This is a genomic window from Kocuria sp. KRD140, assembly GCF_017168375.1.
Taxonomy (GTDB): domain Bacteria; phylum Actinomycetota; class Actinomycetes; order Actinomycetales; family Micrococcaceae; genus Kocuria; species Kocuria marina.
Genome location: NZ_JABFAW010000009.1, coordinates 223,265 through 242,593 on the forward strand (window position 1 = coordinate 223,265; position 19,329 = coordinate 242,593).

Consider the following 19,329-nt stretch of genomic DNA (forward strand, 5'->3'; position numbering starts at 1 on the left):
GGCGGGGCGAGCGCATCCCAGTAGGGTACGTGACCTGCCCGCCCCCGGCGGCCCAGGCGGAAACGCGCACGAGCGCCAGCTGCGCCGTCAGCTGCGCTCCAGGTGCGCAGGGGTGAGACGTTCGCGGGGTCCAGGACCGCCGTGATCTGGGTGCCCAGCAGGAAGGCGAGCGGCGCGTCTACTCAGGAGGCGAGGTCCACGTGCCCGGCGACATCGCGTTCGACTTGATGGTCTCGCAGGGCCTGATCACGCGGCGCTGACCAGGCGCGCGGCGCGGGCCATGGCCCGGCGCGGCGCCGTGGTGACGTGAGCTGGGCGGAGCCGTTCTCGCCAGGCCCGCGGCGTCGTCGTCATGACGGGACGAACAGGGGCCCGCGGTGATCCAGCGGCGTGCCCTCGCACCGACCCGACGGGAGACGACAGGACGGCAGCCACCCGGGGGTGGCTGCCGCTGTCACCGTGCGACCAGGAGGCCACTGCCCGCGCGGAGTATGAGGGACGCGTCCCGGTTCAGGAGGCGCCGGAGAGTTCGGAGACCAATCGGGCCACATGGCCCTGGGCATCCACGCGGTACTGGGCGTGGGTCAGGTTCCCGGACGGGTCGATCACGAACGTGGATCGCAGCGGACCCTCGGAGGTCTCGCCGTTGATCGTGCGTTCCCCCCACGCGCCCCATTCCTTGGCGGCGGCGTGATCGGGGTCGGAGAGAAGCGTGTAGGGCAGGTGGTACTCGGTGACGAAGCGCTGGAGCTCCTGGGGGTCGTCCCCGGAGACGCCGTAGACGTCATAGCCCTGGCCCTTCAAAGCGGCCAGGTTGTCCCGGAAGTCGCATGCCTCGGTGGTGCACCCCGGCGTGAAGGCCTTGGGGTAGAAGTACACCACGGTGCCGCTGTGGGTGGCGTCGGCAAGGTCCACGGTGCTGCCGTCGTGGGCGGTCAGTCGCAGCGCGGGGGCGGGGTCTCCGGTGGAGAGTTCGCGTGACATGTGGGCTCCTCGTGGGTCGGGGACGGGTGACGCTGCCGTGGTTCAGCGTGCGACGATGCGGGACAGGGCGGCCCCCACGCACGCGGCGGAGATGGCCAGGGTCCACATGCCGGCGGAGCGGCTGTGACCGATGCGGCCGTTGGGGCAGATGTCCGGGTCCAGGGTGTCGCCGGCGTACTCGAAGTAGGCCACGTGTGCTGCGGTGGCGGGTGCATTCATCATGATCTTCATCCTTTCATATGACGGAAGTAAGTTTTCGTAAAATGAAATCTACTGTAATGCGCATCACACGTCAAGGGGGGCACGGCGAATTTTTCGGGTCATGGCGGGAGTGTGACGCTGCCAGGCATGACTCGGGACCCGGTGCCCGCGGGCCCGGGTTCGCGGGCACGGATGATTCCGGGCCGGCGTGGAGTTGGGGCTCGACGCCGCGTGGCTCCGATTCAGCGTCCCCGCACGTACCCCAGCTGCTTGTCGACGACGTTCTCCCACTCCTCGCCGTGCAGCCAGCGGACCAGGTTGGCCTCGAACTGTTCTGCCAGGGTGTCCCGCCAACCGATCACGTCCCCGCTCATGTGCGCCGAGATGTGCACCGTGGGCATCGTCCAGAACGGATGGTCGCGGGGGAGGGGTTCCTGGTTGAACACGTCCAACGACGCCGCCGCGATACGCCCCTCGTGCAGTGCTTCCACCAGGGCGTCCTCATCCACCAGGGCTCCGCGGCCCACGTTGATCACGTGCGCCGTGGATTTCATGGTCGCGAGGACCTCGCGGCTCAGGAGTCCTCGGGTCTGGTCCGTCAACGGCGCGATGAGCACGAGGTGGTCCACGTCCGCCACGTGCTCGGCGAGTCGGCTGCTCTCGACCACCGTGCCGAAGTCGTCGTCGTGCTCGCGCGCAGTGCGCCCGGCTCCCGTGACCTGCAGGCCGGCCGCCCGCAGGAGCCTGGCCGTGGCCCGGCCGATTCCGCCCGTACCGACCACGAGGGCACGCTGACCGCTCGTTCGCTGCAACTCGCGGTGCTGCCACGTCCGCTCGTTCTGCAGCCGCTTGCTGCGGTGGAGCTGTTTGTCGTGGGCCAGGACGGATGCGAGCACGAATTCCGCGATGGGCACGTCGAAGGCGCCGTGCGCGTTCGTCACGGTGATGTCCGAGGTGCGCAGCTCGTCGAACAACAGGGAGTCCACGCCGGCGGCGGCCACGTGGATCCACTCGAGGTCGGTCGCGCCGGACCACGCGTCCCGCAGTGCCGTGGAGAAGAAGTCCCACACCAGTAATGCCTTGGCCCCGGGGAGTGTGGATTCGAGATCGTCCGCGTGCGTGTAGACCACGTCCACCATGTCCTCGATGCGTGCGGCATTGGGCAGGGGAGGTGCGTCCGGGGAGGTGAGGACCACGAGGCGGGGGCGGCGTCGTGCACTGTGCGCCGCGGCGTCGTCGTCACCGAACGCTCGGGGGCGGGTGGCCGATGCTGCGTCATCATCGCACCCTAGGCCAATCCGCTGATTGTTGACAATCATTCGATCCGGCTCGGAGAATGTGACGCATGGCATCCCTGAGCCCCCTTCTCAAGCAGGCAACTCCCGTCGTGGTCGATCACGCGTCCGGGAGTTGGATCCACGGCACCGACGGGCGGGAGTACCTGGACTTCACCACGGGCATCGGCGTGACCAGCACCGGTCACTGCCACCCGAAGGTGGTGGAGGCCGCGCGCGAACAAGTGGGCAAGGTGATCCACGCGCAGTACACCACCGTGATGCACCCGCCGCTGCTCGAGTTCACCGAGCGTCTGGGGGAGGTGCTGCCCGCGGGGTTGGACTCCCTGTTCTTCGCCAACTCGGGGTCGGAAGCCGTGGAGGCTGGCATCCGCTTGGCACGCATGGCCACCGGTCGTCCCAACATCGTGGTGTTCCAGGGTGGGTTCCACGGCCGCACGGTGGCGGCGGCCTCCCTGACGACCGCCGGGACCAAGTTCTCCGCCGGTTTCTCGCCGCTCATGGCCGGCGTGCACATGTCCGCGTTCCCCTATGCCTACCGCTACGGCTGGGACATGGACACCGCCGTGGACTTCGCGTTGCAGGAACTCGACTACCTGCTGATGACACGTACCGCGCCCCAGGACACCGCGGCGTTCCTGATCGAACCCGCGCTGGGGGACGGCGGCTACATCCCCACGCCCCCGCGGTTCCTCGACGGACTGCGCGAACGGGCGGACCGCCACGGCATCCTGCTGATCTTCGACGAGGTGCAGGCCGGCGTGGGCCGCACCGGTAAGTACTGGGGACACCAGCACTCCACCGCCTCCCCGGACATCCAGATCATGGCCAAGGGCATCGCCTCCGGCTTCCCGATCTCCGCGATCGCGGCCTCCACCGAGCTCATGTCCCAGGGGTGGCCCGGTTCCCAGGGTGGGACCTACGGCGGTAACGCGGTCTCCGCGGCGGCGGGTGTGGCCACCCTGCGGGTCGTGGAGGAGGAGGGGCTGGTCGAGAACTCGCGGGTGCGCGGTGAGCAGCTCCGAGCCGGGCTGGAGGAGATCAAGACCCGCTACCCCGTGATCGGTGACGTGCGCGGCTTGGGGCTGATGCAGGGCATCGAGTTCACCGCCGAGGACGGGTCACCGGACGCCGCCACCGCCGCGGCGGTCCAACAGGCCACGGTGGACCAGGACCTCCTCACCCTCACGTGCGGCCCCGCGGGCAACGTGGTCCGGTTGATCCCCGCGCTCGTGGTCACCGAACGCGAGATCGAGCAGGGTCTCGAGCGGTTCGACGCCGCTCTGGCCGCCGTCACGTCGCCGTCCGGCGCGACCACCGGGGACCGAGGGAGCCGATGACGGCCGCGCCGGTCACCGAGCACGCCGTGATCTCCCGGTTGCGCGGCTCGGGTGTGGAGGTGGACGCGTCCGAGCGCCGCACCTCCGAGTACGCCTACGACGCCTCGAACTACCGCGTGCGTCCGCTGGCCGTGGTGTTCCCGCGCACCGTGGACGACGTCGTGGCCACGGTGCGCGCGTGCACGGACACCCGCACCCCCGTGGTCAGTCGGGGCGGCGGGACGTCCATGGCGGGCAATGCGGTGGGCAGCGGCGTCGTCGTCGACTTCTCGCGGCACATGAATCGCATCCTGGAGATCGACCCGGGCGCGGGAACGGCCGCCGTGGAACCCGGTGTGGTCCTTGCGACCCTCACCCGCGAGGTCGAGGCCGCGACCGGTCAGCGGCTCACCTTCGCGCCGGACCCCTCGTCCAAGAACCGCGCCACGGTGGGCGGGGCCATCGGCAACGACGCGTGTGGCAACCACTCCGTGCGGTACGGGCGCACGAGCGATCACACGGTCGAGATCGACGTCGTGACCGCGGACGGCGCACGGCTCACTGCCACCGCGACCGGACTGCGCGCCACGAATCCCGACGACCGCGCCTCGGTGCTGCGGGCGAGCGAGCTGAGCGGCGAGCTGCGTGCGCTGGCCCGCGAGCACCTCGCGGCGTTCCGGCTCGAGCTCGGCCGGATCCCGCGCCAGGTGTCCGGGTACCACCTGCAGAACCTGCTCCCCGAGAAGGGCTTCGACATGGCCCGCGCCCTGGTGGGGTCCGAGGGGACGTGCGCGTTGATCGTGGGCGCGCGCATGCGGCTCGTCCCCAAGCCCGCGAGCGCGCTGCTGGTCTGCCTGGGGTACGACACCGTGGTCGACGCCGCTCGTGACGTGACCACGATCCTCGAGTTCTCACCCGCAGCGGTGGAGGGTACGGACAAGGCCATCGTGGAGACCATGCGGTGGCGGCGCGGACCGGATTCCGTGACGGGACTGCCGGATGGCAATGCGTGGTTGTTCGTGGACCTGGACGGTGACACGCGCGAAGCCGTGGCCGGGCAGGCGGACGAGTTGCTCACACGACTCGGTGGGAACGGCCGCCTGGTGGAGGGGATCGCCGTCGCGGATCCCGAGGGACGTGCGAACCTGTGGCGGGTCCGCGAGGACGGCGCGGGGCTCTCGTCGCGGCTGGCCACGGGAGGTGAGTCCTGGCCGGGGTGGGAGGACTCCGCGGTGGCCCCCGAGAACCTGGCCGCCTACCTCGCCGAGCTGCGCACGCTGATGGGCGAGTACGACCTGGACGGTGTGATGTACGGGCACTTCGGCGCCGGGTGCATGCACATCCGCATCACGTTCGACCTGCGCACCGAACGCGGCCGCGAGGTGTACCGCGAGTTCACCCGGGACGCCGCCCGCCTGGTGGTGCGCCACGGCGGCTCGCTGTCCGGGGAACACGGGGACGGCCGGGCCCGCTCCGCGCTGCTGCCCCTCATGTATTCGCCCGAGGTGCTCGAGGCCTTCGCCGCGTTCCGGCGCGCATGGGATCCCGAGGGGCTGTTGAACCCGGGCTCGATCGTGGATCCGGCACCGATCGACGCTCACCTGGCGTTGGAGGGTGTCCCGGACCGGCAGTGGCGCACGAGCTTCGACCTGCAGCCGGTCGGCGCCGCGGAGACCGCCCGCGAATCGGGGCGGGACGCCCAGCCCGACCCCTGGGTACACGCCGTCCAGGGGTGCATCGGTGTGGGGCGGTGCCGCGCGGACAGCGGTGGCGTGATGTGCCCCAGTTTCCGGGCCACGCGGGACGAGAAGGACTCCACGCGCGGGCGCGCCCGGGTGCTGCAGGACATGGTCCGCGGCGCCGCGACCGTGGCCGAGGGTTGGCGGTCCCACGACGCGCGCGAGGCCCTGGACCTGTGCCTCTCGTGCAAGGCGTGCGCCACGGACTGCCCCGCGGGGGTGGACATGGCCACTTACAAGTCCGAGTTCTTCGACCACTACTACGCGCGCCGGCTCCGACCGCGCTCCCACTACTCCCTGGGCTGGCTGCCGCGGTGGCTCGGGATCGCGGGGCGGATCGCGCCGCTCGTCAATGCGATCCTGGCCACGCCGCTGCGCGGACTCGCCGCACGGCTCGGCGGCCTCACCCCGCACCGTGCCCTGCCGCGATTCGCCCGTTCCGGGCAGTGGCGCCGGGAGGTCGACGACGCCGCTCGGTCCGTTCCGCGCACCGGTGTCCTGGCTCCCGCCGGGGCCCACGACGCGGACGCGCCCGGCGGACGGGACGTCGTGCTGTTCGTGGACACGTTCACCCGCGGTTTCCGGCCCGAGGTGGCCGGAGCCGCCGCGCGCGTCCTCGCCGGCGCGGGGGACGCGGTGGAGTGCTCGGCGGACGTGTGCTGCGGGCTGACCTGGATCTCCACGGGACAGCTGCGCACCGCCAAGAAGCTACTGACCCGTGCCGCGGCCGCGCTGGACGACGGGTCCGAGCGCCCCATCGTCGTCGTGGAACCCAGTTGCGCCGCGGCACTGCGCAAGGACCTGCCCGAACTCGTCCCCACAGAACAGGCGCGGAGGGTGGCACGCCGGGTCACGAGCTTCGCCGCGTATGTCGCGTCGTGGGTGGGAGAGCGGCACGTGGCCCCACCGGCCGCGCCGGTGCCGCGGCGCGCCGTGGTCCAGACCCACTGTCACGAGTACTCCGTGTTCGGCCCCGCGACCCAGCGCAGGGCCCTGGCCGTCGCGGGAGTGGCCGAGGTGAGCGAGGCGAACGGGTGCTGCGGCGTCGCGGGCAATTTCGGTTTCGAGGCCGAGCACTACGACGTCAGCATGCTCGTGGCCGAGACGTCCCTGGCGCCGGCACTGCGCGCGGCCACACCGGACACCGCCGTTCTCACGGACGGGTTCTCGTGCGCGATGCAGGTGGGCCACGTGGATCCCGGCGCTCGCGGCCTGCACATCGCACAGATCTTGGACCCCGGACCCGTAGCGACCGGACCCCAACCATCGGGCACCGCGTGATCAGGCCCACCGACGCCCTCCGACACGTACCCACGACCGACGAAGGAACTCTCATGAGCGCACACACCACCGAATACCGCACCTCCCGGGCCGCCCTCGACGCGGTGGCCAAGGTCAGCACGGGCACGTTCATCGACGGGCAGTGGGGTGAGGCCGCCTCCGGTGCCCGGTTCGACGTCGTCAATCCCGCGACCGAGGAGGTCATCGCCACGGTCGCGGACGGCGGCCCGGAGGACGCCCGGCGCGCGATCGAGACCGCGGGACGCGTGCAGAAGCAGTGGGCGGCCACACCGCCGCGTGAACGCGGCGAGATCCTCCGCCGGGCCTACGAGTTGATCATGCAGCGCCAGGACGAACTGGCCCTCGTCATGACCACGGAGATGGGCAAACCGCTCGCCGAGGCCAAGGGAGAGGTGGCGTACGCCGCCGAGTTCTTCCGGTGGTTCTCCGAGGAGGCCGTGCGGATCGGCGGTGATCAGACCATGACCGGGGACGGCAAGAACCGGATCATGGTGTCCAAGCAGCCCGTGGGTCCGTGCGTCCTGGTCACGCCGTGGAACTTCCCCTTGGCCATGGGCACCCGCAAGATCGGTCCGGCCGTGGCCGCGGGGTGCACCATGGTGTTCAAGCCCGCCAACCTCACCCCGCTGTCCTCGCTGGCACTCGTGGACATCCTGATCGAGGCGGGTCTGCCCCGCGGGGTGCTCAACGTGGTGTGTACCAAGAAGGCGTCCTCGGTCGTGGGCCCCTGGATGGCCAGCGGGATCGCCCGGAAGGTCAGCTTCACCGGGTCCACCGAGGTGGGCGTGCGCCTGTTGGAACAAGCGGCGCAGCACGTGATGCGCTCCTCCATGGAACTGGGTGGCAACGCGCCGTTCATCGTCTTCGAGGACGCGGACCTGGACCGCGCCGTGGACGGCGCCGTGGCGGCCAAGATGCGCAACATGGGGGAGGCGTGCACCGCGGCCAACCGGTTGTTCGTGCACCGCTCGGTGATGAGCGAGTTCTCCCGCAAGCTCGCCGAACGGCTCGGGGCACTCTCGGTGGGCGACGGCGCTGAGGACGGCACCGACGTCGGGCCCCTCGTGGAGGCCAAGGCGCTCGACAAGGTCCAGGAACTCGTGGACGACGCCGTGGCCCGCGGTGCCACCGTGGAGTGCGGTGGTTCCCGCCCCGACCGACCCGGATTCTTCTACGACCCCACCGTGCTGCACGGGGTGGACCCGGACTCCAAACTGATGAGCGAGGAGATCTTCGGTCCCGTGGCGCCGGTGATCCCGTTCGACTCGGAGGACGAGGTGCTCGAGCTGGCCAACGACACGCCGTGGGGACTCGTGGGCTACCTGTTCACCCAGGACGTGGATCGCAGCTTCCGCGTGAGCGACGCGCTGGAGGTCGGGATGGTGGGCCTGAACACGGGGATCGTCTCCAATCCCGCGGCACCGTTCGGCGGCGTCAAGGTCTCCGGGCTCGGACGCGAGGGCGGACGCGTGGGGATCGAGGAGTTCCTCGAGTACAAGTACGTGGCCGTGCCGCGCGGCTGAGTCGGGGGGCGGGTCAGTCGTCGCTCGAGGTCAACCGCATCACGGCGTCGCGCATGTGTTCGAGCAGCAGGGCGTCCACTCGGGGGGCGTCACCCGCCCCGATGGCCTCCGTGATCTCGCGGTGCTCCTCCAGGCGGAAACTGTGCGATGCGTACCGGGTCTCCAGAGCGGTCATGCACATGCGGGTCTCGACCATGAGGGTGTCGTGCATGCGGATCAGGCGGGGACTGCCCGAGAGCTCCACGAGCAACGCGTGGAACTGCACGTCCGCTTCCGTGAGCGAGGCGGTGTCCCCGTGATCGATCGCCCGGGACATCGTCTCGACCTTCTCACCCAGACGCTGCACCGCCGCCTCCGGATCGGTCGTGATCACCCGGGCGGCCGCCGCGCGCTCCACGGCGCCGCGGGCGAGGTAGAGGTCCCGGACGTCGTCGTCGGTGATCTGCGTGACGAACACCCCGCGGTTGCGCACGCTGAGCAGAAGTCCTTCCTGGGTGAGGCGCTGCATGGCCTCGCGCAACGGACCCCGACTCACGCCCAGGGAGCGGCTCAACTCCATCTCGTTGAGCTGTTGGCCGGGGGCCAGCTCGCCCGCACCGATGGCTTGGCGCAATTGCCGGGCCAACAAGGACGGGGTGGTTTCCTGCACCACGGGTCGCAGCAGATTGCCGGGCATGGCCGCCTCCGGTCCGAGCAGACCCGAAGGTCCGCGCATCCAAGTCTTACGTATCGCACAGCCTATGGGTAGGATTGTCGACAATCAAACGGTCCACGGGCCGCCAGGCCCCATGATCTCTCGATGCCGGACCGATCCCGGGCGCGCCGACGCCCACCGATTGCACCATGGAGGTTTCCATGAATTCGCAACATCAATCCGATCCGCCCCGCGAATCGCGGGACCCGCGCGACATGACGTCCCCCGCGGCGTCGTCACACCCGGAACCGGACGCGAGTACCGTGCGCCGTGCGGTGGCCGCCTCCGCGATCGGTAATGCCACGGAGTGGTTCGACTACGGCGTGTACGCCGTGTCGGTCGTGTACATCACCCAGAACTTCTTCCCGGGGGAGGCCGGCACGCTGCTGGCCCTGAGCACGTTCGCCCTGTCGTTCCTGGTCCGTCCCCTGGGCGGCCTGTTCTGGGGCCCGCTCGGTGACCGGTTGGGGCGCAAGAAGATCCTGGCGTTGACCATCATCCTGATGGCCGGTGCCACGTTCTGCATCGGCATCCTGCCCACCCACGCGACCATCGGCTTCGTGGCACCCGTCCTGCTCGTGCTGCTGCGTGTGATCCAGGGCTTCTCGACCGGTGGTGAGTACGGTGGCGCCGCCACGTTCATGGCCGAGTACGCGCCGGACAAGAAGCGCGGCTTCCTGGGCAGCTTCCTGGAGTTCGGCACCCTGGGCGGTTTCGCGCTGGGTTCCCTGATCGTGCTGATGGGCGAGGTGACCCTGGGTAACGAAGCCATGATGGAGTGGGGCTGGCGGATCCCCTTCCTGCTGGCCGGCCCGCTGGGTCTGATCGGCCTGTACCTGCGGTCCAAGCTGGCCGATTCGCCCGTGTTCCTGGAGCTCGAGGAAGCCGGCCACTCGGAGGAATCCGCGGGCATGGCCCTCAAGGAACTGGTCACCACCTACTGGAAGCCCATGCTCATCATGGCCGGGCTGGTCGTGTCCGTGAACGTGGTCAACTACACGCTGTTGAGCTACATGCCCACGTACCTCGAGGGCCAGACGGAGATGTCCTCGCAGACGGTGCTGACCATCATGTTCATCGCGCAGTTCGCCATGATGCTCGTGATCCCGTTCGCCGGGAAGCTCTCCGACAAGCTCGGGCGTAAACCCATGTGGTACTTCTCGCTCATCGGTCTGATCGTGATGTCGATCCCCATGTACATGCTCATGGCCAACGGCTTCTGGTGGGCCCTGTTGGGCTTCGCGGTACTGGGGCTGCTCTACATCCCCCAGTTGGCGTGCATCTCCGCTACGTTCCCCGCGATGTTCCCCACGCAGGTGCGCTACGCCGGCTTCGCGATCACCTACAACGTGTCCACGGCGATCTTCGGCGGCACGGCACCGCTGGTCAACGAGGCCCTCATCGAGGCCACCGGCAACCCGCTGATCCCCGCGTTCTACATGATGGGCGCGTGCGTGATCGGCCTGATCGCCGCCAAGTTCATGAAGGAGACCGTGGGGGCGTCCCTGCGCGGCACGGAGATCCCGGAGACGGGCAAGATGCCCGTGGTCGCCCGGCGGTAGCCGGTCCGCTTCAGCGGGACAGCAGACGCAACGCGGTCAGGGTGTATGCCCTGGCCGCTTGCGTGAGTTCTTCCACGCTCACGGACTCGTCCACCTGGTGCGCCTGGTCGTTGAGTCCTCCGGGTCCCATGACCACCGTGGGCACGCCGTGGTCCCGCGCGATGAACCCGCCGTCGCACGCGGCCGTCCACCCGCCGATCGACGACGCACCGCCCGCGTCCGCCACGGCGTCGTGCACGGTGGTGACGAGTTCGTGCTCCCGGTCGGTGCGGAAACCCGGCATGGACATGGTGATCTCCATGTCCAGGGAGATCCCGTCGCCGGTGATCCCCGCGCGCTCCACGGCTGCGCGTAGCTCAGCGACGATGTGTTCGGGGTCCTCACCCGGCATGAGCCTGCGGTCCAACCACACGTGGCAGGACGGCGCCACCATGGAGGTGGCCCGGCCGCCCTCGATCTTGCCCACGTTCCACGTGGGTGATCCCAGCAGGGGGTCGCTCACGCGGGCGTGTTCCTCGTGGTCCCGGCGGATCAGGCGCAGCAGGGCCGCCGCGGCATCGATCGCGTTGCGCCCGTCCGCGGGGCGCCCCGAGTGCGCGGGGACACCGGTGATCTCGACCTCCAGGTACGCGTCCCCGCGGCACGCGATCACGGTCTGCAGGTCGGTCGGTTCGGCCACCACGCAGCCGCGGAACGCACGCCCCAGCCCGCGCGCGGTGAGATGGCGGATCCCGAGACCCAGGTCCTCTTCGTCCACGGTGTACGACAGCCTCACGGGCCCGGACAGACGCGCACCCGAGCGGCGCAGGGCGTTCATGGCACACAGCACCGCGGCGAGCCCGCCCTTCATGTCCGTGGCCCCGCGCCCGTACAGCCGATCGCCGTCGACCACCGCGTCGTACGGCTCCCGCGTCCACCCGGGCCCCGCGGGCACGACGTCCGAGTGGCCCAGGAATAGCAGTCCCGCCCCGTCCGCCACGGGACCGCCCACGGGCAGGTCCACGTCCACGTTCGGCCGGCCGGGGGCCACGACGTCGCTGCGGGCCGTCAATCCGCGCTCGCTCGCCGCCTGCTCCAGGACGCGGGCGGTGCCCTCCTCGGTGCCCCCGGGGTTCTCACCGGCGGCGTTCACCAGGGCGCACGTGAGCTCCACGAGCGCGTCCGTGTTGATGAGGTCGAGCACGGCCTGCTCCTCCGGGCTGCATCGCACGTCGTCGCGGCTCATGATGGGTCTCCTTCATCCGTGGTGCACCGGATCCGGTCCGAACGGGTGGCGCTGCACCGAGGTGGCCGGGCCGGAGCTACCGGTCGAGCTCTCCCCGGGCGATGTCGAGGGCCCGCGCAAGCCGCTGCAGTCCCTCCTCGATGCGTTCCGGGGTACTCGACGCGAAACACAGCCGGAACGCGTCCTGGAACCGCCCCGAGGGTGAGAGTGCCGGGCCCGGGATGAACGCGACCCCCTCGGCCAGCGCGATCTCGAACAACCGCGAGGAGGACACCCGTGCGTCGTCGCCCTGCAGGGTGACCCACAGGAAGAAGCCGCCGTCCGGGTCCGTGGTGCGCACTCGATCGCCCAGGTGAGCGGCGATGGAGGTGTCCATGGCCTCCTTGCGGCGCTTGTACTCGGTGCGCAACCCGGCGAGGTGCTCGTCGTAGCCGCCGCGGGCGATGTACTCGGCCACGATGTGTTGGGCGGGGACGTTCGCGCACGTGTCCATGGCCTGCTTCCCGGCGATCAGCAGCTCGCGCAGGCGGGGATCGGCGTCGACCCAGCCCACCCGCAGGCCCGGGGCCAGGATCTTCGAGAACGTGCGCACCGAGAAGACCAGGGGGTCGTCCGGGCTGAGCTCGCGGAACCCGGGGACGGGATCGCCGGAGAAGCGCAGTTCGCCGTACGGGTCGTCGTCGAGGATCATGGCGCCCCACGTGTGCGCGAGATCGAGCAGGCGGCGTCGTCGGGACTCGCTCAGGGTGGTGCCGGACGGGTTCTGGAAGTTGGGGATCGTGTAGATCATCCGGGGCGTGCGGCCCGTTTCCGCAACCAGCGTCTCGAGGGCGTCGACGTCCATGCCGTCGTCGTCCACGGGGACCTCCAGGACGTCCGCGCCGTAGCTGAGCGCCGTGCCGGAACCGTTGGTGTAGGTGGGGCTCTCCACGACCACCAGGTCACCGGGATCCACGAACAGCTTGAACGCGAGGTCCAGACCCTGCATCCCGCCGGAGGTGATCACGATGCGCTCCGGATCGGAGGCACCGTTCGAGAAGTGGTTCACGACCGTGTCGATCAGGTCCGGTTCACCCTCGGTGGCGCCGTACGTGAAACTCGCGTCCGTGAGGACCTCCCCGGCGATCCGCCGGAACTCCTCCGTGGGGATCACCTCCGCGGCGGGAGCGCCCATCGCGAAACGCACGATGTCGTGGGTCTGGGCGGCCAGCAGCGAGGTGGACGAATCGATGACCGAGCCCACCAGTCCGTCCGAGCGGGACGCGAGCGGGAGCAGGCCCTGGGCTGCCGGTCCCGAGACGCCCGCGGTGGGGCGGGGGTCCAGGGACCGGACGGTGGTGACGTGCGGGGTCATGGTCATGAGCTCACTTCCTGATGATCTGGCAGGGGAAGGACGTGAAGGTCTCCACCCCCGTGCTGGTCACTCGGATGGTCTCCGAAACTTCGTAGCCGTATCCCGTCATCCACATGCCGCAAATGAGGTGGAAGGTCATGTTCTCCTCGAGGACCGTCTCGTCCTCGGAGCGGATGCTGATGGTGCGTTCGCCCCAGTCCGGCGGGTACCCGATGCCCACGGAGTACCCCAGACGGCTGGGCTTCTCGAGCCCGTACGAGGCCAGTTTCCAGTTCCAGGCGCTCGCCAGTTCACGGATGGGCACACCCGCGGCCGTGGCGTCCAGGACGGCGCGCAGACCATCGGCGACCGCCTCCTCCAAGCGCTCCATCGCATTGCTCGGGGGACCGAGGGTCACGGTGCGCGCCAGGGGGATGTGGTACCGGCGGTGCACACCGCTCAACTCGACCACCACGGCGTCGCCGCTGCGCAGGACACGGTCGGACCACGTGAGGTGGGGGGTGTCCGCGGATGCACCGGTGGGCAGCATGGGCACGATGGCCGGGAAGTCGCCCCAGGCGTCGCCGTCCCCCTCCGCCTGGGCAGCCGCGATACGGGCGGCCACCCTGTTCTGCGGGACCCCGGGTTCGATCGCGTCGATCGCCGCGGTCATGGCCGCGGTGGTCACCCGCGAGGCCACGTGCATGTAGTGGATCTCGGCGTCCGACTTCACGGAACGGACCCAGTTGACCAGCTCGAAACAGTCGACCAGCGACCATTCGGGGATGGCGTTGACCAGCGCACGGTAACCCTTGGGGGAGAAGAAGTGGGCGTCCATCTCCAGGCCCACGCAGCCGTGCGCGGACGGGGCGATCTGTCCGCGGCGTCGCAGGGCGAAGGCCACCCAGTCGAAGGGGTGCAGGTGGGGGCGCTGCACGTAGCGTTCGGGGTAGCCGATGATCTGGTGTTCGGGGAGCCATGACGTGCGGAAGGCACCGCGGGCGTCCATCTCGCGCAGGAACAACAGGATGTCCCCCTCGGCGGGGACGAACAGCATCTGCGGGACGTAGAAGGACCACGCGTCGTAGCCCGTGAGGTAGAAGAGGTTGGCCGGATCCGTGACGATCAGGGCGGACAGCCCCTGGTGCGCCATCTTCTCGCGGACGCGGTGCAGACGGTGCGCGTATTCCTGCTCGGAGAAGAGGGGCTCACGGACGTCGGCGGACCCCGATCCGGCATCCGTGGACACCGGATCGGGGGAACCATGATTCTCGGACTCATCCCACGAGTTCATGGTTCATGATTGAAAGAAATCCGCCTATTGTCAACAATCCGGCGATCGGCTCACACCTGGCCGCGGCCGAGCAGACGACCCGTGGGGGTCTGGTAGTCGACCTCCTGGCCGCCCACGAAGGTCTTACGGACCTTCCCGGAGAGCACCTTGCCCTGGTACGGCGTGATGGGGTTCTTGTGGTTGAGGGCCTTGGCATCCACCACGAAGCTCTCGTCCTGCGCGAACACGGCCATGTCCGCGTCGTAACCCAGGGACAGTCGGCCCTTGGAACGCAGACCCACGCGCTCGGCCGGGCGCGTGGACATCCACTGCAGCACGCGGCCCAGACCCACGCCGCGGCGTCGTGCCTCGGTCCAGATCAGGGACAGCCCGAGCTGCAGGGAGGACACGCCGCCCCACGCCACGCCGAAGTCGCCGTTGCCCAGGTCCTTGAGATCCAGCGTGGAGGGGGAGTGGTCCGAGACGATGAAGTCGATGGTCCCGTCCAACAGACCCTCCCACAGCTTCTCCCGGTTGGAGACCTCGCGCACGGGCGGGCAGCACTTGAACGCCGTCGCGCCGTTGGGGATTTCCTCGGACAGCAACGTGAGGTAGTGCGGGCACGTCTCCACCGTGATGTCCAGACCGTCCCGCTTGGCGGACGCGATCATGGGCAGCGCGTCCGAGGAGGACAGGTGCAGGATGTGGGAGCGCGCCTCGGTCCAGCGCGTGCGCTCGATGACCTCCGCGATCGCGATGTTCTCCGCGCCGCGCGGGCGGGACTTCAGGAAGTTCTCGTACACGTCCCCGTTGGGCTGGGGTGCCTTGTCGATCGTGCGGGAGTCCTCCGCGTGCACGATCAGCAGCGAATCGAAGGTCTTGATCTCCTCGAGCGCCTCCTCCATCTCGTCCGCCTCCAGGTGCGGGAACTCGTCCACCCCGGAATGCAGTAGGAAGCACTTGAAACCGAACACGCCGTCGTCGTGCAGAGGGCGCAGGTCCTGCTTGTTGCCGGGGATCGCGCCACCCCAGAACCCCACGTCCACGAACGCGTTCTGCTGCGCGAACAGCCGCTTGTAGTCGAGCGCGGGCACGTTCACGGTCGCGGGCACGGAATTCAGGGGCATGTCCACGATCGTGGTCACACCGCCGGCGGCCGCGGCGCGCGTGGCGGAGCCGAAGCCCTCCCACTCGGTGCGCCCGGGTTCGTTCACGTGCACATGGGTGTCCACGAGGCCGGGGATCAGGGTCTCGTCGTCCGCGAGTTCCACGACCCGGGCGCCCTTGAGGTTCGCACCCAGCGGCTCGATCGCCACGATCTTGCCGTTCTTCACGCCCACCTCGCGCGGGGAGAAGTGCTCGCCGCACGAGACCTGCTTGCCGCGCACCACCAGGTCGAACTGGTCATCGTGATGGCCGGTGATGCGGGCCTCCGTGGGCTCGTCCGATTCCTTGAGCTTGTGCTCCGCCTTGTAGGTCCGGATCAGTTCGCGCACCCGTTCGGCACTGTTGACCTCGCTCGCGAGCTTGATCTGGGCCGCGCGCGCGGATTCGGCCTCCTCGCGGCGGTCCTCTGTCACGCTCAGCTGCGAGTTCTCCTGCGCGATGTCCTGCTGGGAGTCCTCCGTCTCCGGGTTCGACGCCGCCCGGGCCACCTTGGCCTTCACGCTCTGCGTGGCGCGCTGGGCGTTCTCTTTCGGGTCGGTGGTGCGGCCGTTCTCGTCCTCTGCGGGCTTGTCGTTCCCCTCGGGACGGGAGTTCTCGGCCGGGTCCTTGGGGCCCTGGTTCGGGGATGCGTTCATGGTGAGTCCTTTTGCGGGAGTGCGGCGGCGCGGGCCGCTCAGTCGGTCGAAGTGGTGTCGGGTTCAGAAGCTACCGTGTGCCCCACCTCACGCAGTAACCGGGGTGCTTCACGCATGGACGTCCGGGCGTCCGGGGCCAGATCGGACAGCGCGTGCGTGGCCCGGAAGCCGGTGTCCCGCAGGGTCTGCGGGTCCAGGGTGGTGCGTCCGCACACTGCGATCACGGGCACTCCGTGGGCCTTGCCCACATTCAGCACGCCCACGGGGGTCTTCCCACCCAGGCTCTGTTCGTCCAGGCTGCCCTCCCCGGTGATCAGCAGGTCCGCACCGGTCACCGCGCCGTCCAGGTCCACGAGGTCCAGGACGACGTCGATCCCCGGCCTGCGCGTGGCACCCAGCACCGCGAGCGCGGCGTACCCCACACCGCCGGCCGCCCCGGCACCGGGGGCGTCCGCGGCGTCGCGGGCGGAGTCCCCGAGCGCGGTGGCGAGGACGTCGCGGAAGGTGCGCAGAGCGGCGTCGAGCTCGCGGACGTCCTGTTCGGTGGCACCTTTCTGCGGCCCGAAGACCGCGGGCGCACCGCGCTCGCCGGTGAGCGGGTTGTCCACGTCCGCGGCGAGGACGAACTCCGCGGCGGCCACGCCGGGGTGCAGGCCGGACACGTCCACCGAGGCGAGCTGCGCGAGTGCCGCGCCGCCGTCGGGGATCTCGTGGCCGTCCGCGTCGAGCAGACGGGCACCCAGACCAGCGAGCATGCCCGCGCCGCCGTCCGTGTTGGCACTGCCGCCCACGCCCAGGACCACCCGGGTGCACCCGGCGTCCAGGGCGGCGGCGATCAGCTCACCCGTCCCGCGGCTCGTGGCCTCGCGCGCGGCCAGGACCGGCTCGCCGTTCTCGTCGTGGGGCAGCGCCGCGAGCCCGGACGCCAGGGACATCTCCACCACGGCGGTGTCGTCCAGCTGGGCCCACGCCGCGGGCACGGGCTCACCCACGGGGCCGGTGACCGTGAGGTCATGGCGCGTGTAGCCCGCGGTGACGGCGGCGTCCAGGGTGCCCTCACCGCCGTCGGCCACGGGGAGCAGCGTGAGATCCGCCGAGGGCAGCACCTCACGGATCCCGGCGGCGATGTGCTCGGCCGCTTCCTCGGCCGTGACCGAACCCTTGAACTTGTCTGGTGCCACCACGATGCGCATGAATACCTCCCGGAGAATCTGCGGATGAACCGCGGGCCGCGCACGGAATCCGTGAGCGGCCCGCGGTGTGTCGGACTGGTGGGAATCGATCCGTGTCAGTCGAGCAGGGCGATCGCGGTGGGGGCGTCCTCACCGCGAGCGGCCAGCTCCTCGAATTCCACCACGTTGTCCAGCTCCGTGCCCATGGAGATGTTCGTGACCTTCTCCAGGATGACCTCCACGACCACGGGCACCCGGTGCTCGGCGGCGAGGGACCGGGCCTCGGCGAACGCGTTCTGGAGCTCGTCCGGATCCGTGACGCGCACGGCCTTGCAGCCCAGACCCTCGACCACCTTGAGGTGGTCCACGCCGTAGCCCTGGGTCTCCGGGGAGTTGATGTTCTCGAAGGCCAGGGAGACGTTCTGCTCCATGTTGAACCCGCGCTGGGACTGGCGGATCAGGCCCAGGTAGGAGTTGTTGACCACCACGTGGACGTACGGCAGGTTGAACTGTGCGCCCACGGCCAGTTCCTCGATCATGAACTGGAAGTCGTAGTCACCGGACAGCGCCACCACGGTCTCGTTCGGCTTACCGCGCACCACACCCAGGGCCGCGGGACCCGTCCAACCCAGCGGGCCGGCCTGACCCGCATTGATCCACTGGCGCGGACCGTACACGTGCAGGAACTGGCCGCCGGCGATCTGCGACAACCCGATCGTGGACACGTACGTGACGTCCTGACCGAAGGCCGAGTTCATCTCCTCGTACACGCGCTGCGGCTTGATGGGCACCTCGGTGAAGTGCGTCTTACGCTGCAGCTGACCCTTGCGGGCGATGCACTCCTTGGCCCACACGCCGTAGTCGGGCACGGAGAACTTCTCCTTGCGCTCACGGGCGACCTCGAGCAGGACGGTCAGAGCGGCGTCGGCGTCGGAGACGACCCCGAGGTCCGGGGCGAAGACGCGCCCGATCTGGGTGGGCTCGATGTCGATGTGCACGAACGTGCGGCCCTCGGTGTACTTGTCCACGGAACCGGTGTGCCGGTTGGCCCAGCGGTTGCCGATGCCGAGCACGAAGTCCGATTCCAGGAACGAGGCGTTGCCGTAGCGGTGCGCGGTCTGCAGCCCCACCATCCCGGCCATCAACGGGTGGTCGTCCGGGATGGCGCCCCAGCCCATCAGGGTGGGGATCACGGGGACGTCCAGGGTCTCGGCGAGCGCCACGAGCTTCTCGGACGCGTTCGCGTTGATGATCCCGCCGCCGGCCACGATCACGGGGTGCTCGGATTCGAACATCATGTCCAGGATCCGCTCGGCCTGCGCGCGGGTCGCGGCGGGCTTGGCCACGGGCAGCGGCTCGTAGAGGTCGATGTCGAACTCGATCTCCGCCAGTTGCACGTCCAACGGGAGGTCGATCAGCACGGGACCGGGGCGGCCGGTGCGCATCTCATGGAAGGCGCGCTGGAACGTGCCTGGGACCTGCCCCGGCTCCAGCACGGTCACGGCCATCCTGGTCACGGGCTCGGCGATCGCGGCGATGTCCACGGCCTGGAAGTCCTCCTTGTGCAGCTTGGCCACCGGCGCCTGGCCGGTGATGCACAGGATGGGCACGGAGTCGGCGATCGCGGCGTACAGGCCGGTGATCATGTCGGTGCCGGCCGGGCCGGAGGTGCCCACACAGATCCCGATGTTGCCAGGAGCGGAACGGGTGTAGCCGTCCGCCATGTGGGACGCGCCCTCCACGTGACGGGCCAGCGTGTGCCGGATCCCGCCGTCGTTGCGCATGGCCGAGTAGAACGGGTTGATGGCGGCGCCGGGCAGACCGAACGCCTCGGTCGCACCCTCCTTCTTCAGGATGGCGACAATGGCGTCCACCGTACGCATCTTGGTCATGATGTTCTCCTTG

At 69.6% G+C, this 19,329-nt stretch carries 14 protein-coding genes; 4 read left to right on the forward strand and 10 right to left on the reverse strand.

From position 1 onward, the window contains the following. Nucleotides 1–510: 510 nt before the first annotated feature. The 3 genes from J1M36_RS09800 to J1M36_RS09810 all read right to left on the reverse strand — a co-directional run bounded on the left by J1M36_RS09800 (nucleotide 511) and on the right by J1M36_RS09810 (nucleotide 2,324). Nucleotides 511–984, reverse strand: coding sequence for a peroxiredoxin (locus J1M36_RS09800; protein ID WP_206479224.1), 474 nt, complete (start codon nucleotides 982–984; stop codon nucleotides 511–513). Between the two features lie 42 nt (nucleotides 985–1,026). Next, a complete protein-coding gene (locus tag J1M36_RS09805) occupies nucleotides 1,027–1,206 on the reverse strand; it encodes a hypothetical protein (protein ID WP_206479228.1) in 180 nt (59 codons plus the stop codon). A 221-nt stretch (nucleotides 1,207–1,427) separates the two neighbouring features. Then, complete coding sequence (locus tag J1M36_RS09810) at nucleotides 1,428–2,324, reverse strand: D-2-hydroxyacid dehydrogenase (RefSeq protein WP_241247125.1); 897 nt, start codon at nucleotides 2,322–2,324, stop codon at nucleotides 1,428–1,430. A gap of 206 nt (nucleotides 2,325–2,530) precedes the next feature. Between J1M36_RS09810 and J1M36_RS09815 the strand changes: the two genes are divergently transcribed. Genes J1M36_RS09815 through J1M36_RS09825 form a run of 3 tightly spaced genes read left to right on the forward strand, consistent with a single transcriptional unit; the run spans nucleotide 2,531 to nucleotide 8,363 of the window. Then, nucleotides 2,531–3,820: an aminotransferase class III-fold pyridoxal phosphate-dependent enzyme gene (locus J1M36_RS09815; RefSeq protein WP_206479231.1), complete on the forward strand. Its 1,290-nt coding sequence runs from the start codon at nucleotides 2,531–2,533 to the stop codon at nucleotides 3,818–3,820. Next, nucleotides 3,817–6,819 carry an FAD-binding and (Fe-S)-binding domain-containing protein gene (locus J1M36_RS09820; RefSeq protein ID WP_206479232.1) on the forward strand — a complete coding sequence of 1,001 codons (3,003 nt, stop codon included), beginning with the start codon at nucleotides 3,817–3,819 and terminating at the stop codon, nucleotides 6,817–6,819. Before J1M36_RS09815 ends, J1M36_RS09820 begins: the two co-directional genes overlap by 4 nt. Nucleotides 6,820–6,872: 53 nt before the next feature. Next, on the forward strand, nucleotides 6,873–8,363 hold the full coding sequence (locus tag J1M36_RS09825) for an NAD-dependent succinate-semialdehyde dehydrogenase (protein WP_206479233.1): 1,491 nt from the start codon (nucleotides 6,873–6,875) through the stop codon (nucleotides 8,361–8,363). Between the two features lie 13 nt (nucleotides 8,364–8,376). Here J1M36_RS09825 and J1M36_RS09830 read toward each other — a convergent pair whose 3' ends face one another. After that, complete coding sequence (locus tag J1M36_RS09830; RefSeq protein WP_206479887.1) at nucleotides 8,377–9,039, reverse strand: GntR family transcriptional regulator; 663 nt, start codon at nucleotides 9,037–9,039, stop codon at nucleotides 8,377–8,379. Nucleotides 9,040–9,272: 233 nt separating this feature from the next. Here J1M36_RS09830 and J1M36_RS09835 point away from each other — a divergent pair, with 233 nt between their 5' ends. Then, nucleotides 9,273–10,619 (forward strand): MFS transporter, encoded by a 1,347-nt coding sequence (locus tag J1M36_RS09835; protein WP_241247126.1) that lies wholly within the window; start codon nucleotides 9,273–9,275, stop codon nucleotides 10,617–10,619. 10 nt (nucleotides 10,620–10,629) lie between these two features. Here J1M36_RS09835 and J1M36_RS09840 read toward each other — a convergent pair whose 3' ends face one another. The 6 genes from J1M36_RS09840 to gcl all read right to left on the reverse strand — a co-directional run bounded on the left by J1M36_RS09840 (nucleotide 10,630) and on the right by gcl (nucleotide 19,316). Next, nucleotides 10,630–11,844, reverse strand: coding sequence for a M20 family metallopeptidase (locus J1M36_RS09840; RefSeq protein WP_206479235.1), 1,215 nt, complete (start codon nucleotides 11,842–11,844; stop codon nucleotides 10,630–10,632). A 76-nt stretch (nucleotides 11,845–11,920) separates the two neighbouring features. Then, on the reverse strand, nucleotides 11,921–13,204 hold the full coding sequence (locus J1M36_RS09845) for a PLP-dependent aminotransferase family protein (protein ID WP_241247055.1): 1,284 nt from the start codon (nucleotides 13,202–13,204) through the stop codon (nucleotides 11,921–11,923). Nucleotides 13,205–13,208: 4 nt separating this feature from the next. Next, nucleotides 13,209–14,471 carry a M24 family metallopeptidase gene (locus tag J1M36_RS09850; RefSeq protein ID WP_206479241.1) on the reverse strand — a complete coding sequence of 421 codons (1,263 nt, stop codon included), beginning with the start codon at nucleotides 14,469–14,471 and terminating at the stop codon, nucleotides 13,209–13,211. 50 nt (nucleotides 14,472–14,521) lie between these two features. Next, nucleotides 14,522–15,874: an allantoinase AllB gene (gene allB, locus J1M36_RS09855; protein ID WP_206479889.1), complete on the reverse strand. Its 1,353-nt coding sequence runs from the start codon at nucleotides 15,872–15,874 to the stop codon at nucleotides 14,522–14,524. A gap of 416 nt (nucleotides 15,875–16,290) precedes the next feature. Further along, nucleotides 16,291–17,445: a glycerate kinase gene (locus tag J1M36_RS09860; protein WP_206479243.1), complete on the reverse strand. Its 1,155-nt coding sequence runs from the start codon at nucleotides 17,443–17,445 to the stop codon at nucleotides 16,291–16,293. Between the two features lie 95 nt (nucleotides 17,446–17,540). Continuing rightward, nucleotides 17,541–19,316, reverse strand: coding sequence for a glyoxylate carboligase (gene gcl, locus J1M36_RS09865; RefSeq protein ID WP_206479244.1), 1,776 nt, complete (start codon nucleotides 19,314–19,316; stop codon nucleotides 17,541–17,543). Between the last annotated feature and the right edge of the window lie 13 nt (nucleotides 19,317–19,329).

Coding starts and splice junctions, on each gene's coding strand:
- J1M36_RS09860 (WP_206479243.1), bottom strand. CDS start 17,445: ATGCGCATCGTGGTGGCACCAGACAAGTTCAAGGGTTCGGTCACGGCC.
- J1M36_RS09845 (WP_241247055.1), bottom strand. CDS start 13,204: ATGACCATGACCCCGCACGTCACCACCGTCCGGTCCCTGGACCCCCGC.
- J1M36_RS09810 (WP_241247125.1), bottom strand. CDS start 2,324: ATGGTGGACGTGGTCTACACGCACGCGGACGATCTCGAATCCACACTC.
- J1M36_RS09825 (WP_206479233.1), top strand. CDS start 6,873: ATGAGCGCACACACCACCGAATACCGCACCTCCCGGGCCGCCCTCGAC.
- J1M36_RS09805 (WP_206479228.1), bottom strand. CDS start 1,206: ATGATGAATGCACCCGCCACCGCAGCACACGTGGCCTACTTCGAGTAC.
- J1M36_RS09815 (WP_206479231.1), top strand. CDS start 2,531: ATGGCATCCCTGAGCCCCCTTCTCAAGCAGGCAACTCCCGTCGTGGTC.
- J1M36_RS09835 (WP_241247126.1), top strand. CDS start 9,273: ATGACGTCCCCCGCGGCGTCGTCACACCCGGAACCGGACGCGAGTACC.
- J1M36_RS09840 (WP_206479235.1), bottom strand. CDS start 11,844: ATGAGCCGCGACGACGTGCGATGCAGCCCGGAGGAGCAGGCCGTGCTC.
- gcl (WP_206479244.1), bottom strand. CDS start 19,316: ATGACCAAGATGCGTACGGTGGACGCCATTGTCGCCATCCTGAAGAAG.
- J1M36_RS09850 (WP_206479241.1), bottom strand. CDS start 14,471: ATGAACTCGTGGGATGAGTCCGAGAATCATGGTTCCCCCGATCCGGTG.
- J1M36_RS09830 (WP_206479887.1), bottom strand. CDS start 9,039: ATGCCCGGCAATCTGCTGCGACCCGTGGTGCAGGAAACCACCCCGTCC.
- J1M36_RS09800 (WP_206479224.1), bottom strand. CDS start 984: ATGTCACGCGAACTCTCCACCGGAGACCCCGCCCCCGCGCTGCGACTG.
- J1M36_RS09820 (WP_206479232.1), top strand. CDS start 3,817: ATGACGGCCGCGCCGGTCACCGAGCACGCCGTGATCTCCCGGTTGCGC.